Consider the following 15,136-nt stretch of genomic DNA (forward strand, 5'->3'; position numbering starts at 1 on the left):
GAATTATTTCTCCACACTGTAATGTTTTTTCAATCGATCAGCGGTTTCTTTAGGCCTATAAGTTTCATCATGTTTTGCTAAAATACGCGTCCCTATAAAAAAACCCTGTTTATCGAAATGCCCTTCTACAATCACCTCCTGACCTTCACGAAAAAGATCCGGTAAAACACCCTTGAAAACCACTTTTTTATGTTTTGTGTTATCCGTTATAAAAAAAATAACGCCACTCTCTTCAACATATTGAATGCTCCCCTTTTCAACAAAACCGCCCAAACGCAAAGGGCGCCCCATTAAAATATCTTCTCTTGTAATTTCAGAGGGCGTTCTAAAAAAACTGACTGTATGACGTATTGCATATATGATGAGACTTGCTGCAATTGCCATAACCAAACAACACAATAAGATGATCAGTAAGCGCTTTTTTTTTCGCTTCTTTAAAATAAGTTTCAACGAAGCAGAATTCTTTAAAGATTGATTGTTCATAGACACTCTACGAAAAAATTTTAAACACGTTCTATAAGCATCCATATTTTATTTTTTAAAGAGCTTTGCACATCTTCTCTATAGGTGCAACTTTTTATCTAATACCCCACCTTTGCCAACACGTTTATCAATACCTTTCTTCTTTTTTAGTTTTTACACCAATTTTTATTTACTTTATAACAACTTGTACTGAGCTCTTGACATTCTGCATTTCTGCTCTTCAACCTCCACAACCTATCCCTTCCTCTTCCAGAATAATTACTTCTCCTATCTTTCTAATTGGTAATGATCACTTTTCTTTGTCTGTTCACTTGATGAGCCAAGTAACTGAATCATCATTTTTTCAACCCGTGAGCGTCCTGCAAAGTTTTTAGGCATTGTATCAAGAAAGCTTTGTAAAAACTGCACTGCCTGCGCCGTTTTTCCGGCTTGATGAAATGCTTCGGCCAACAAGAGGCGCGGATAAAAATCTGTTGGCGCTAAACCTGCTGCTTTTTGAAAAGCTCTTTGTGCCTCTTGCGTTATCATTCCCCCTTCATAACCAACCAATGCTAAACCATATCCTACAAGCCTTGGTGCTGTTTCTCCATTCAAACGAAGGGCATCTAAATAAGTATTCACAGCTTCTTGAAAATGGCTTTCTTCGAGATACCCTACCGCTAAGGCATCTGCTAATTCACCATCATAAGGGGAGCGGAAAAAAAGCACTTGTAGACGAACAAGCTTTTCTTGCTTACTGAGAAGTTTAGGATTCTTATCCATTAATTCACTAAAAAAATAACTTTTTACTTCTGGATTTCCTGTCAGACCATAGATACTCCAAGTCATAAGAAGAACAAACAAAATACTCAGAGTTTTAAGAATATTTCTTTTTTTATAATGCCTATAAAGCTTAAGAGACTCAACCGTATGGATATGGCTTCTATAACCATCCATGGTTTGAACTTGCCAGTTTTTCTTTACCGCATCGTCAAAACGTAGTGAAAGAAAAAGAATAATTGCCAGAAAAGCGAGAAAGGATGCTGCAAAAATGAGAAAGAGCATATTATTTTTTCCAATACAAACAGAAGATAACGCGCTTATCTTTTGCCCTCTTCATGAAAAGAGTGATGTGAAATAATAAAAATTTAGCTTTTTATGAAGAACATCATAAAATCTATTATTCATTTCTCTCAATAGATCACTTATATCAAGAAAATAAAAACAAGCCTTTGTTTTCATAGTTTGATTATAAATACGGATCTTCTGAAATGTCTCCCTACCTTTTTGTATTGGCTAAATATTTCTTCATAAACTCTATAGATATTTTCTGCTTAAAAAAATTATTATTCTCCCATTTTGGGTAATAAAACTTTTGTAGACAACCCCCCCAAGATAGAACGCGATAAAAAGAGAGTGCCACCATATTCATTGATCATATCTGAAACAATTGCTAACCCTAAACCTGCCCCCGGTTTACTTTCATCAAACCGCTTCCCTCTTTTTAACGCTTCATCAATTTTATCTTCTGTTAAACCAGGACCATCATCTTCAACAAGGATACTAAAATATTTTTCTTCTTCAAGGTTTTCTTCTAAAAAACAAGAGATCAATACCTTTGTGCGAGACCACTGAGTAGCATTTTCAATCAAATTCCCTATAATTTCTTCTAAATCTTCCTTCTCTCCAGAAAAGATAATATCATCAACTTCCATAATAAATTCAATTTGTTTTTCAGGATTAAGCTTTTTCATAACCCGCACTAAACGATCCATCACATTGCGAACAGATGTATGATAGACAATACTATCGCATTGTGCTGCAAGCCGCGCCCGCTGAAGATAACGATTGATTTGAGTTTGCATGATTTGCGTTTGCTCTCTCAACAAATGAGCCTTTTCTCCACGCATCTTATCTGTCTCATTTATAATCACGGATAGAGGTGTCTTCAATGAATGTGCGAGATTACCAACCTGTGTGCGAAATCGCTCAATAATACGCTGATTATTCTTAATGAGAGCATTCATTTCCTGGGCAAGCGGCATCACTTCACTGACTAAATTGGTATTCACATAGTGAACTCTTCCTTCGCGAATATCATTCAATGACCGTCGAATAAGCTTCAACGGCTGAAAACTAAAGAAAATAAGAGCAATATTAATCAAAACACTTCCGAGACCAAAACTCCAAAGAAAAATTTGCAAAGTTCGCTTAAACTCTTTAACTTGAGCATACGCTTCATCAATATTCCCAACAAGTCGAAAACGCGCAATATGATTTTTATTATCAAGAACAACATCACTCTCAATCACTTGTAGCTTTTGACCATTGTTCCCCTTTATCCGATAAGAGCGAAAGAATTTATTGTCAAAAGGTATATCGACATCGCTGGGTGTAAATATCTCTCCTGTTCCCAATGAGGGGGAGGTCAATCTTCCTTTTAAATTATGGGATATCGCAACAATTTCCCAATACCATCCCGTTGTTGGATCAGCATACCGAATGTCATCGATTCCAGCCCCTCCTCTCAAAATGCCATCTGGTGATACCGTTACTGTTGCAATTAAACTGTAGAGTTGAGCAGAAAGGATACGCTCTAGGCTCTCTTCAGTTGAACGTTTATAAAATAAAATACTTACTGCAGAAATCGATAAAAGAGAAATAACAACCCATAGCGTTGATAAGATCATAACACGTAAACTGAGCGATCGCGTAATGACAAAAAAAAACCTCTGAAACCAATTATCCTCTTTTAAAACATTCATTCATCACCTAGCATTCTCACGCGATACCCCATTCCTCGGATAGTCTCAATCAAATCCACACCAAGCTTCCTACGTAACCGACCTACAAAAACTTCCACCGTATTTGAATCCTTATCAAAATCCTGATCATAAAGATGTTCAGTAAGTTCCGTTCTTGAAATGACCCTATCACAATGATGCATCAGATACGAAAGAAGCCTGAATTCATAAGATGTTAGTTTAATCAATTGATCATCCACAAAAACACGAGATGTCTTCGTATCTAACACAACATTCCCACAACATAAGGCACTTGTTGCATGTCCTGTCGCACGACGAATTAGCGCTCGCAAGCGCGCCATTACTTCCTCCAAATGAAATGGTTTCACAACATAATCGTCAGCTCCAGCATCAATACCAAGCACCTTATCAGACCAACGATCTCGTGCTGTTAACATTAAAACAGGCATGGTGCGCCCTTCTTGACGCCACTTTTCAACAACACGAAGCCCATCAATCTGTGGCAAACCTATATCAAGGATTACCGCGTCATAAGACTCTGTGTTGCCTAAAAAATAAGCCTCTTCACCATCAAAAGCACTATCAAAAACATAGCCTGCACGTCTTACAGCTTCTGCCAACTGATGGTGAAGATTCCGATCATCTTCAACGATTAAGATACGCATCAAAACACCATCTGCCAAGGACTAATCAGCAGGAACGAAAGTCTCAACACGGCGCAATTTTTCACCATTACGAGCTGGGATAACAACCACAATTGCACACATATCCCTTCCATCCTGAACAACTAGTTTTGAACGGACGAGAACCCCCTTCTCCTGAGTTGCAACCCTTTTACCCACCTCAGCACAACCAGCAGCCATAACAGAATCTGTCCCTAAAAAAGCTACTATTATCACGAACAATAAAACTTTTTTCATCATAGATATTTCAATCACCTATCTTCTTATCTTATGATAAGATCAAAAAAAATAATGTCTTTTTTTGGGGGAAATTTAAAGGGGCAATTTAAAAACCATAAATGAAAAATAATTTATCCTCTATCTTACAGAAGAATGTATAATAATCCAAATTTTTAAAAATTCAAAATAAAACATTTTTAATAATAACAAGAAATTTTATTGGATAAAATAATAAAGTCTTAATACACAGTCTTACGAAAAATGAATAGCTCTCAAGTAAATTCTTTCTTTGTATCACTATAGAAAAAAAATACTTCTACTCCATATAAATTTTATAGATTTATTTTGTTGTATTGCTTTGCTATAGGCTTTTTTTAAATGTTTAATTTTTTTAAAAAAAAGAAAGGACAACAGCATAAACCATTTCACAGCCCTGCTCTCATCGAATTAGATGCACGACTAGATACAGCGCTTTATCACATTCGTTCTGCTAACAGTTTTTTTTGGAAAAAAGCAAAAATCATCTCTCAAAATTTTCATCTTCAAGGATGGAAACGCTTTATCGTTGAAGTTCTCGATGAAATATTAACATTAGGATTGATAGGCTTCACTCTTTTCACCATTTTGGGCATTTCTGTTTTTAAACTGACCCAAAAAGACTGGTCCTCTCCACAAAATTTTTCCATTCTTTTTCTCGATCGCTATGGAAATCCCATTGGTCACCGTGGTGCACTGCTGGCGACCTCTGTTCCCGTTGAAGAAGTGCCTGACACCGTTATTAAAGCGGTTCTCGCTACAGAAGACCGTCGTTTTTTTGATCATTGGGGCATTGATTTTCAAGGACTTACACGAGCAATTTCACAAAACATGCAAGCTAAAGGTGTCGTGCAAGGTGGTTCAACTCTTACACAACAATTGGCTAAAAATTTATTCTTAACAAATGAGCGAACCATAACACGTAAAATCAAAGAAGCTTATCTTGCTCTTTGGTTAGAGGCAAATTTTAGCAAAAAACAGATTTTGCAACTTTATCTTGATCGTGTCTATATGGGAGGAAATAATTTTGGTATTGCAGCAGCAGCAAAATTTTATTTTGGAAAAAACATACGTCATGTCTCTTTAAGTGAATCGGCTATGTTAGCAGGGCTATTTAAAGCCCCAACAAAATATGCTCCTCATAGTCATCTCTTTGCGGCTCAAACACGGGCCAATGTTGTCCTTTCTAATCTTGTTAACAGCGGTTTTATGACGGAGAGCCAGATTATCAACGCACATCGCCACCCTGCTAGGGCACTTCCCAAAAGAGACAATAATCAGCCTGGCTATTTTCTTGATTGGGCATTCGAAGAAGTCAAAAAAATGCGTGATCAACTTCCAAGTCATCATTTAATTATTCAAACAACCCTTGATCCAGCACTTCAAAAAGTAGCAGAAGAATCAATTGCCTATCATTTGCATCAATATGGTCAACAATATCGTGTAACACAAGCCGCCACTGTTATACTTGACAATAACGGTGCTGTATGTGCAATTGTTGGAGGACTAGATTACAAAAAGAGTCAATTTAATAGAGCAACACAAGGTGGCCGACAACCTGGTTCTTCATTTAAACCTTATGTTTACGCAGCCGCATTAGAACGCGGTCTTTCACCTTCAACCATTGTTTTAGATGCCCCCATTAATTGGGGAGGTTGGACACCAAAAAATAATTCTGGTCGTTATCTGGGAAAAATTGATTTAGCAACAGCTTTAGCCTTTTCTATTAATACAGTCCCTGTTTATCTCACATACCAATATCTTAACCGCGATACAAAACCCATCATAGATCTCATCAAGAATATGGGAATTAATGCACATATTTTATCACACAAAACCATGGTTCTTGGTACTTCCAACATGACCCCCATGGATCAAGCAACTGGCTTTAATGTCTTTGCAAATGGTGGAATAGCTGGTAATCGTCATGGATTCATACAAATCAGAACACTCGATGGTCATTTAGTGTGGGATTTCGAGCATAACGGAAAAAAACTACACCGAGTTCTCAGCAGTCAATCAGCAGCTTATATGAACCAAATGATGGTGGGTGTCACAACACGAGGGTCCGGTAAGCGTGCTGCTCTACCCATGACACTTGTTGCCGGAAAAACTGGAACATCACAATCTTATCGCGATGCTTGGTTTGTGGGCTTTACGGGTAATTATACTGGCGCAGTATGGATGGGAAATGATAACTTTTCACCCATGAACCGTGCCTTTGGGGGAGGCGTTCCCGCCATGATATGGCATCGCATCATGCTCGCAGCACACCAAAACATCATGCTCAAACAGCTCTACGGTGTTAAGGATTCTCTGCTTCCTTATCAGCCTCAAACACCCTCCTCCCATACAGATTCTGAATTTCTCCCCCCAATACCCTCTAGGCTTTCTCCTGAAACATTGAATATCGTGCGCTTGATTAACAAAGATCTGAAAAAGACTTCTGCAATTTCTTTGAAAATGAAAACAACTGGAGATTCAACATTTTGAATTCAAAATATTCACTGATGCTTTTTAATATTACCATTTTCTTTTTTATCTTCGTTTTTTCCATTTTATGCGGAATACTGAGTGTCTATTATGTGCTCAATTCCTTTCCTCATTTTGGACGCTTTACAATTGGAAAATGGAGTGCTTATCCACAAGTAGGTACCACCAATATGGATCCTTACAACCGCGCCCGCACTGCCAAACAAGGCATTGTTTCACTTGGACGTACTGAAGGTATTCAATTCCAGATTTGGCAAGATAATCAAGGACGTCCACTCCACCCCCACTGTCATTATTTGCTCAAAGGCAGAATCCCAGAAACCAGGCTTTTTACCCTTTATACAGCTGACAAATCCCTTAAACCCTATACTTCATCAAAAGAAATACCATTTGAACTCCATACAAACGCTATTACTTATGAGCATGACGGCACATTGCGTATCCATATCTCACACACACCGCAAGCCGGTAATTGGCTTGCAACCATTAGTCAAAAAGAATTCGGGCTTATCCTTACCCTATACGATACCTCAATCATCTCAGCAACGGCATTACAAAAGCTCACAATGCCCTCAGTAGAGCAAATACCATCAGGACAAATAAATTGTGACTAGATTTATTCATACCATACTTCTTGCGATCATTGGCGCTATTATCGTTCATATTTGTGTTCTCTTTCTGATCCCCAATTGGGCACAAAATAATATATGGACAACCCTTAAAAAATCTGGCCCCCCTTATCAATTTGTTGATTTTACTCCCGATAATCCTATTCAACAATCTGCTGATCCACTCTTTCTTCTTAAAGTCTGCAGATTTAATCTTGAAAATGGACCTGTTCATTTAAAAGCTTTGAAAACACAACAATTTTGGTCACTGGCAGCCTACACACACAACGGAATTATTTTTTACAGCCTTAATGACCGAACAGCCCCTGATGCGACACTCGACCTTATCATTGGAAAACCCATACAAATAATAGAACTCAAAAAATCAAGACCTAAAATAAATGCTAATTCCGTTTTAGTTGCTAAAAATTTGAATGAAGGTTTTGTCATTTTACGTATTTTTGCTCCCTCTTCTCTAGCAAAAAAAGAAAATGAAGTTTTCCTTTCATCAGCAACCTGCCGCATATTTTATGAATAAAAACGGACTAACCTCTCATTTGGACAACACCTTACTTTCTATACAAAATAAACAAAGCCTATCAAAATGGTTATCTTTTTTCTCTATTAATCGAATACTCGAATTCAAGTTTTTCTGATTGTAGATCCCTAAATTTTTTATTGAGATAGAATGAAATCTCTATTGCACATCATCATATCCTATTGGATACGCATTATCTTGACAGAAAAAACTCCCTGTAATCAGAAGAGAAAAATCAAGAGTAAAGTTCTAGAAAAATATGCTGTTAACGACTGTAAGCTTGCTATTTGAATTTATTTCTTTTTATTTACAAACGTTTCCATAACGTTCGCATCAATGACATGATAAACTATAGAAGAAATACTGATTACCTTCCATGAAGTGCGAAAATAATCGCTGGAAACTTATAAGACATTATGCATCCTTGACCTCAAAAATAAGTGCTTTATTTTTCTCTTATAAGCAGAAGCTTTTTGTAAGATAGGCACTCTGAAAAAACTTGGCTTATAGTTTACAATTGAGGGGAAAAAACTTCATGAAGAAGAGATATGTTCGGTTCGTTTCAAGAGCAGCAGTATGGTCCCCTCGATTTGGGGGATTAGCGTTCTTTATTTTATTATTTTCAGTCATCTTACAACGTTTTTCCATCATTCATGTAACCGACTTTATAATTTTGATCAGTATCTCTACTGGCTGTGTGATTATTTCTCTTTTTCTCGCTATTAAAGCACTTCATAGTCTGTGGGTCTGTGGGGCTCTAGGGGGAATGAAAGCTTTAAAGGGAATTATTTATTCACTTATAACTGCAACACCATTGGTATTATTTTTGGGACTTTGGTTTACCTTGCCTGCTCTTTACGATATTTCTACCGATACACAAAGACCACCGGCTTTTTTTCGCACAATGCGCCCCAGTGATGCTTTACCACTTAAAAGTGTTTTGATTGAACAAGCAACATTACAGATGTCACAATGGCCAGAAATGTCGGGGCGCCGTTATGATGGCGCACCTGAACGCATTCGCGAATCCGTTCTGAATGTTTTGGCTGCGTATGATTGGCCTGTTGTGGCTCAAAGAAAGTTTAAAGGTGAAGAAAATGCGCTTTATATTGAAACGAGAGCTAAAACTTTTTACCTTGGGTTTATTTCGGATATCGTGATACGCTTAACTGATGAAGGGGATACCACTTTTGTTGATATGCGTTCTGCTTCTCGTTATTTGCCAAGAGATTTGGGAACGAATGCTGCTTTTATTATCGATTTTATGGATGCCCTTGATACGGAAATCGCTTCCCTTCCTCTTTCACAAGACGATGAATAACGATCAAGAGCGAGAGAGAAGACACTTTATTTCACAAAAATTGCTTATTTTTCAATAAATCATGATACATAAGCAAACAATCACTTTTCAAAAACTATAAACTGACAATGCTTATACAAAAGACAATAATCTCAAAACAACTCATTCTTTAAATAATTAAAAAGATTCAAAAATAGGAAATAAAAAACAGAACTCTTGATGACAATACTGATTTAAAGTATCTATCCCAATGTAATCAGTAAAAATTTTTTAAAGATAAATATTATATAAAAATAATAACTTATTTTTTATAAATAACTCTACAAATAACACCTTATAATTATATTTTAAAATAATATAACAAATTGATTTTATATTATTTTAAAATTCCCATATATTTAACTAATAAACTTCCAGAATAATATATTATAAAAAATATAATTGTTGATAATATTATTCTTTTTATACTCCAGTTCTCACCTTTAAATCTATTGAAAAAAAACATGAAAAATCCAAATGCAATTGCTGTCACTAAGGAACTAATAAAAGTATACATAACAAAGAATCCAAAATAAAATATCTATTATCATAAACAAAAATATCCCTGAAATCAGTTTAGCCATAGCTTTAAAGTATGTTTACAATATCACTGATCTCAGAAATATCTTACTAGCTATTTTCTAAATAAATTAGAAACAGTGTCCCTCCACTTTACGGATGACATTGATTGTACTTATCTATCAAACCGTTAGCAGTTCCTCCTAATCCGCCTCCTACTGCTCTAGGTAGACCAGCTACTGCACCAGCCCCTCCTCCTAATTACGGGCTCCCACGAGACCGTCTGTGCCTACTGTTGAGCATAAGAGCCTGCGCTACAATCATCTTCTTCTGGAAAAGCCAACTGTTTGGATGTGAGTTACTACTTTAATCATTTGATAAGCATGCTATTTAGCAAAAAATCAAATATAATTTGTAAAAATATATAAATTATAATAAATAATAAAATAATGATAATAACGTAATTCTATATTATTTTAAAATTCCTATATATTTAACTAATAAAATTCCAAAATAATATAATATAAAAAACGTAATTGTTGATAATATTTTCCTTTTTATACTCCAGTTCTTACCTTTAGATCTATTGTAAAAAAAAATTGAAAATCCATATATAAACGTTACCAATAAGGCGCCAGTAAAATTATTCATAACAAAAAAATCCAAAATAAAATATCTATTGTCTTAAACAAAAATATTCCTGAAATCAATTACCATAGCTTTAAAGTATGTTTACAATATCACTGATCTCAGAAATATCTTTATCGTTATTTTCTAAATAAATTAGAAACAGTGTTCTTCCACTTTACGGATAGCATTGATTGTACTTATCTTTAAAACCGATAGCAGCTCCTAATAATCCGCCTCCTACTGCTCTAGGTAGACCAGCTACTGCACCCAGCCCCTCCTCCTAATACGGCTCCCACGAGACCGCCTGTGCCTACTGTTTGAGCATAAGAGCCTGCGCTACAACCATCTTATTCTGGAAAAAGCCAACTTTTGGAATGTGAGTTACTACTTTAATCATCTGATGATGCATGCTATTTAGCAAAAAAATCAAATATAATTTGTAAAATGTATAAATTATGATAAATAATAAAATGCTGATAATAACGTAATTCTATATTATTTTAAAATTCCCGTATATTCAATTAATAAATTTGCAGCATAATATAGTATAAAAAACCTAATTGTTGATAATATTTCCATTTTTATACTCCAATTCCCACCTTTAAGCATATTATAAAGAATCATTAAAAATTCGTATATAAACGTTGCCATTAAGGAGCTAGTAAAAGTATTCATAACAAAAAAATCCAAAATAAAATATCTATTATCATATACAAAAATATCCCTGAAATCAGTTTAGCCATAGCTTTAAAGTATGTTTATAATATCACTGATCTCAGAAATATCTTTATTGTTATTTTCTAAATAAATTAGAAACAGTGTTCTTCCACTTTACGGATGGCATTCATTGTACTTCTCTATTAAACCTGTAGCAACTCCTCCTAATCCGCCTGTGGCTATTCCACCTGGCCCCCTTAATGCACCAATTAATGCTCCTGCGCTTCCCTTTATGGCAGCTGCTTCAACATAATCGATTGTTTCACAACTTGGATTCGGATGGCATTCATTGTACTTATTTATAAAACCGTTAGCAGCTCCTCCTAATCCGCTTACTACTACACCTGCACCAGTTACGAAACCAGCTGCTGCTCCTATGCCTCCGTGTATGGCAGCTGCTTCAACATAATCGCTTGTTTCACAACTTGGTGCCGTATGGCATGCATTGTATTTATCTACCACAGCGTCACCAGCTCCTGCTAGTCCACCTCCTATTGCTCCATTGACAAAGCCAGAACCGACACCTTTCGGTCCAGAAAAAAGACCTCCAACTGCACCAGCAATACCTCCTATTATTTCTCCTATGATGCCGCCTGCACCTGCTGCTTGGGCATGAGCTCCTGGGCTACAATCATCTTCTTCTGGAAAAAGCCAACTTTTTGGATGTGAGTTACTACTTGAATCACCAGCTCCTCCTATTCCGCCGCTTACTGCTCCACCGAGTAAGCCAGAACTGACACCTCCCGGTCCAGCAATACCTCCTATTACGTCTCCTATGATGCCACCTGTACCTGCTGCTTGGGCATGAGCGCCTGTACTATAATCATCTTCTGGAAAAAGCCAACTTTTTGGATGTGAGTTACTACTTGAATCATTTGATGAGCTTGAACTACCCATTTAAATCCTCCTTTTATACTGTATCACAACGATACAGTGGGAATTTCATTATTATTCATTTTATAATAAGTCAAACATAATTTGTATAAATAACAATAAAAATACTGTATAAACAATAAATAAATTACGTTTATATTATATTCACACAAAATGTATATTTTGTATAAATATAATACTATTTACAATACTGTTTAAATATGCGACATCAATCGCTCTTTCTCTTAAATAAAATCATAAATTCAAATGAGTCATTCACAAGAAAAACCTGTATCATTCTCTTGGTTTACAAGAACAACAAAGAAATATATCTATTATGTCATCGAACTCAGTTGCGTTGCTGTTGTTTTGCGTTTGCTGGGCTTGGTGAATCCTTTTATTTTTCAAGCGATTATCGACCGTATTCTCCCTTTTCAGCGCCTTGAAAGTCTCTATGCTATCGTTGTCTTGATGGTTGCTATCATGCTGTTTAGTACCGCTCTTAGCACTCTATCAGGTTACCTAGGCACTTATTTAGCCAATCGGCTTACGCTAGAATTTGGACGGCATATTTACACCCATCTTTTAAGCCTCTCCTTGTCTGTATTACGTCATTGGAAAGTGGGGGAACTGTTTTCGCGTATTGGAGAGGTTGATACAATTCGCGGGTTTCTAACAGGAACCATCGCCACAACTGTCCTGAATGTTCTGTTTGCAATTATTTATCTTGCTGCACTCTTTTCCATTAGTCCGAAACTTACCTTTATTGTTCTTATCATTTTGCCCTTACAAATGGGCTCTTTGGCATCGGTTGGTCCCTTTTTACGCCGCCAATTACGCCGTACATTCACTCTGCAAGCCGCCCATAAATCACGCCTTATTGAAAGCTTTACCAATCTTGAAGCCATCAAAGCACACGTAAAAGAATCTGCTCATACGATACGTATGCAAGAAACTTTAGCCCGCAGTCTCGATCAAAGCCTTACAACCAGTAAATTTCATCTTTTAAATGGAGCTTTAAGCCATATTTTTGGTGACCTTTTCACCATTTTTATTATCTTTTTTGGTGCTCAGGCAGTGTTGCAAAATCAAATCACACTAGGACAACTTGTTGCTTTTCATCTTCTCGCTGGCAATGTTTCTGGTCCTATCTTAAGCCTTGCCTCCCTGTGGGAGGAATGGCAGCATTTGAAAATCTCTCGTCTTCGTTTGGGTGATATTCTTAACGCACCTTCAGAATGGGAAGAAGAAAAGCCCCCCCTTCAACTCACCACAAGCCCTCAACTTGAAGCTAAAAATATCTGTTTTTCCTATGGAGAAACACCTATTGTTAACCATCTTGATATTTGTTTCAAACCTGGGAAACCCATTATGTTGCTTGGTCCTTCAGGCTGTGGAAAATCAACCTTTGCCAAACTCCTTTGTGGTCTTTACCCTCCAACAAATGGACAGATATTGATTAACAACCAATCTATACAAAACTTTGATATCCGTAGTGTGCGCCAAACAATTGGGTATTTTCCTCAAAGTCCTTGCCTTTTTTCCGGAACCATTCTTGAAAATATGCTTCTTGCAAAACCAAATGCCTCTGAGAATGAAATCGTTGCTGCCCTTCATGCAAGTGCTTGTCATGATTTGATTTCTCAATTGCCGCAAGGGCTTCATACCCAAGTAGGCGAGCAAGGTGGCTTTTTATCAGGTGGACAACGCCAACGCCTAGCATTGGCTTGTTTTTTTCTCATCGAACCGCAGGTACTTATCTTGGATGAACCCACTTCCGCATTGGATGACAGGGTCAGTGCACAAATTGTTGAGCATTTATATAAACTTTCACAAGAGCGTATTGTTCTCGTCATTACCCACAAAAGTGATCTTTTTCCCAAGCATGCAACCGTATTAAATTTCTCTGATCTGGAGGCAAAAAATGGCAGATAAGGCTCCCCATTTGCGCCCTTTATCGCCAACACTTCATATGGTGGTTACTGTTTTGGTCGCTTTATTCCTTTTTATTGTCATTGGTAGTTTTATCACCAAAACAGAGATTGTTGCACGGGGACAAGGATCAGTTATTCCCACCTCCTATGTTCAACTCGTCCAAGCACAAAATACAGGACGCATTGAAAAAATCCTCGTAAAAGAAGGGCAATTCGTTCATCAAGGTGACCTCCTTATTCAATTGGATCCACGTGAAGCCCTCAATGAGCGCGCACGTGTCCAAGCCGATATCGCTCAACAGACCCTTCAAGGGCAAATTGCCGCTGCGATTTTAGCTGCCTTGAGTGAGCGAGATCCTTTGGATAAAGATTTTGTGACCAAAGGGCTCGCTTATTTGCAAATCTCTTCCTCTAACAACAAAACAGCGAAAATGGAGGGAGAAAAACTCATCCATGCGACCCTTCAATCACTACAAGATAAAGTAAAAGCACTGAAAGCCCAAGCTGATCGTGTTACACGAAGCGGTGCTGTCCAATACGCACAATTGGATAAATTAAAAGATGATCAGCAATTAAGCCAAGAAAAGCTCAAAGCAGCCAAAAGCTTGATGGAGACAAAAGTCATCAGCCATTCTCTTTATTTAGAACGTTTACATGACTTTAAAAATGTGGAACATGAAATTTTAGCCAATCAAAGACGCCTGGAAGAAAACAATGCTGAAATAGAAGCACTCCGTCAACAAAGACAAAGCCTTATTTCCGATGAAATCGCCCGCTATCGACAGCTTTCTCGTGAAACAGAACTCTCTTTGCAAAGCTTAAAAGCCAAACTTGACAGCAGCCAATATCGTCTTGACCACTTATCACTTTACGCCCCTGTTGATGGACGTATTGATGATTTAAATATCCACACTTTGGGTGGCTTTGTGGAAGCGGGGAAAACGCTCATGCGTATTGTCCCTGGCTCAGGTGGGCTTATCGTTGAAGCGTTTTTTGATAATCGAGATATTGGTTTTTTAGAAAAAGGCCAACGTGCTTACATAAAATTTTCTGCTTTTCCGCCTGAACGCTACGGTGTTATCTACGGCACAGTTACCAATGTAGGTGCAACAGCGCGCCATCAGCAAGAAATTAATGGTGTTTATGCTGTTTTAATCAAAATCGACCAAGATCACATCACTTTTAATCACAAAGAGCTTAAATTTATCCCTGGCATGACCGTGACAGCTGATGTCATTACTTCAAAACGGCGTCTCATTTCTTATTTTTTTGAACCTATCACAAAAGTTTTAGAACAATCCCTAAAAGAAAGATAATCTG

The 15,136-nt window shown here is 37.1% G+C and carries 12 protein-coding genes; 6 read left to right on the plus strand and 6 right to left on the minus strand.

The annotated features are described in order from the left end of the window. Positions 1 to 3: 3 nt before the first annotated feature. The 5 genes from ccmE to PVV59_RS03070 form a co-directional block, all read right to left on the minus strand. Complete coding sequence (ccmE, locus tag PVV59_RS03050; RefSeq protein ID WP_273754480.1) at positions 4 to 483, minus strand: cytochrome c maturation protein CcmE; 480 nt, start codon at positions 481 to 483, stop codon at positions 4 to 6. Positions 484 to 750: 267 nt separating this feature from the next. Beyond that, positions 751 to 1,527: a tetratricopeptide repeat protein gene (locus PVV59_RS03055; protein WP_273754481.1), complete on the minus strand. Its 777-nt coding sequence runs from the start codon at positions 1,525 to 1,527 to the stop codon at positions 751 to 753. Positions 1,528 to 1,808: 281 nt separating this feature from the next. After that, on the minus strand, positions 1,809 to 3,227 hold the full coding sequence (locus PVV59_RS03060) for an ATP-binding protein (RefSeq protein WP_273754482.1): 1,419 nt from the start codon (positions 3,225 to 3,227) through the stop codon (positions 1,809 to 1,811). Beyond that, the gene (locus PVV59_RS03065; protein WP_273754483.1) at positions 3,224 to 3,892 is read right to left on the minus strand and encodes a response regulator transcription factor; all 669 of its coding nucleotides are present in this window, start codon (positions 3,890 to 3,892) and stop codon (positions 3,224 to 3,226) included. The genes PVV59_RS03060 and PVV59_RS03065 overlap by 4 nt, the downstream gene beginning before the upstream one ends. A 21-nt stretch (positions 3,893 to 3,913) precedes the next feature. Further along, positions 3,914 to 4,150, minus strand: a complete 237-nt coding sequence (locus PVV59_RS03070; RefSeq protein WP_273754527.1) for a hypothetical protein — start codon at positions 4,148 to 4,150, stop codon at positions 3,914 to 3,916. 357 nt (positions 4,151 to 4,507) lie between these two features. Between PVV59_RS03070 and PVV59_RS03075 the strand changes: the two genes are divergently transcribed. The 4 genes from PVV59_RS03075 (at position 4,508) to PVV59_RS03090 (ending at position 9,125) form a co-directional block, all read left to right on the plus strand. After that, complete coding sequence (locus PVV59_RS03075) at positions 4,508 to 6,658, plus strand: transglycosylase domain-containing protein (RefSeq protein WP_273754484.1); 2,151 nt, start codon at positions 4,508 to 4,510, stop codon at positions 6,656 to 6,658. Between the two features lie 17 nt (positions 6,659 to 6,675). Then, complete coding sequence (locus PVV59_RS03080; protein WP_273754529.1) at positions 6,676 to 7,272, plus strand: DUF1214 domain-containing protein; 597 nt, start codon at positions 6,676 to 6,678, stop codon at positions 7,270 to 7,272. Beyond that, positions 7,265 to 7,804 carry a hypothetical protein gene (locus tag PVV59_RS03085; protein WP_273754485.1) on the plus strand — a complete coding sequence of 180 codons (540 nt, stop codon included), beginning with the start codon at positions 7,265 to 7,267 and terminating at the stop codon, positions 7,802 to 7,804. Before PVV59_RS03080 ends, PVV59_RS03085 begins: the two co-directional genes overlap by 8 nt. 535 nt (positions 7,805 to 8,339) lie before the next feature. Next, positions 8,340 to 9,125 (plus strand): DUF1499 domain-containing protein, encoded by a 786-nt coding sequence (locus PVV59_RS03090; RefSeq protein ID WP_273754486.1) that lies wholly within the window; start codon positions 8,340 to 8,342, stop codon positions 9,123 to 9,125. Positions 9,126 to 11,123: 1,998 nt separating this feature from the next. Here the strand turns inward: PVV59_RS03090 and PVV59_RS03095 are convergent. After that, the gene (locus tag PVV59_RS03095) at positions 11,124 to 11,906 is read right to left on the minus strand and encodes a hypothetical protein (protein ID WP_273754487.1); all 783 of its coding nucleotides are present in this window, start codon (positions 11,904 to 11,906) and stop codon (positions 11,124 to 11,126) included. Between the two features lie 243 nt (positions 11,907 to 12,149). Between PVV59_RS03095 and PVV59_RS03100 the strand changes: the two genes are divergently transcribed. Beyond that, complete coding sequence (locus PVV59_RS03100) at positions 12,150 to 13,817, plus strand: peptidase domain-containing ABC transporter (RefSeq protein WP_273754488.1); 1,668 nt, start codon at positions 12,150 to 12,152, stop codon at positions 13,815 to 13,817. Then, a complete protein-coding gene (locus PVV59_RS03105) occupies positions 13,807 to 15,132 on the plus strand; it encodes an HlyD family type I secretion periplasmic adaptor subunit (protein WP_273754489.1) in 1,326 nt (441 codons plus the stop codon). The genes PVV59_RS03100 and PVV59_RS03105 overlap by 11 nt, the downstream gene beginning before the upstream one ends. Positions 15,133 to 15,136: the final 4 nt, after the last annotated feature.

This window comes from Bartonella sp. MM73XJBT.G (genome assembly GCF_028618435.1).
In the GTDB taxonomy this organism is placed as follows: domain Bacteria; phylum Pseudomonadota; class Alphaproteobacteria; order Rhizobiales; family Rhizobiaceae; genus Bartonella.

Excerpts from the sequence above, each read along its gene's own strand:
- PVV59_RS03060 (WP_273754482.1), bottom strand. The coding sequence starts at position 3,227 with ATGAATGTTTTAAAAGAGGATAATTGGTTTCAGAGGTTTTTTTTTGTC.
- PVV59_RS03100 (WP_273754488.1), top strand. The coding sequence starts at position 12,150 with ATGAGTCATTCACAAGAAAAACCTGTATCATTCTCTTGGTTTACAAGA.
- PVV59_RS03090 (WP_273754486.1), top strand. The coding sequence starts at position 8,340 with ATGAAGAAGAGATATGTTCGGTTCGTTTCAAGAGCAGCAGTATGGTCC.
- ccmE (WP_273754480.1), bottom strand. The coding sequence starts at position 483 with ATGAACAATCAATCTTTAAAGAATTCTGCTTCGTTGAAACTTATTTTA.
- PVV59_RS03105 (WP_273754489.1), top strand. The coding sequence starts at position 13,807 with ATGGCAGATAAGGCTCCCCATTTGCGCCCTTTATCGCCAACACTTCAT.
- PVV59_RS03080 (WP_273754529.1), top strand. The coding sequence starts at position 6,676 with ATGCTTTTTAATATTACCATTTTCTTTTTTATCTTCGTTTTTTCCATT.
- PVV59_RS03095 (WP_273754487.1), bottom strand. The coding sequence starts at position 11,906 with ATGGGTAGTTCAAGCTCATCAAATGATTCAAGTAGTAACTCACATCCA.
- PVV59_RS03075 (WP_273754484.1), top strand. The coding sequence starts at position 4,508 with ATGTTTAATTTTTTTAAAAAAAAGAAAGGACAACAGCATAAACCATTT.
- PVV59_RS03070 (WP_273754527.1), bottom strand. The coding sequence starts at position 4,150 with ATGATGAAAAAAGTTTTATTGTTCGTGATAATAGTAGCTTTTTTAGGG.
- PVV59_RS03055 (WP_273754481.1), bottom strand. The coding sequence starts at position 1,527 with ATGCTCTTTCTCATTTTTGCAGCATCCTTTCTCGCTTTTCTGGCAATT.
- PVV59_RS03065 (WP_273754483.1), bottom strand. The coding sequence starts at position 3,892 with ATGCGTATCTTAATCGTTGAAGATGATCGGAATCTTCACCATCAGTTG.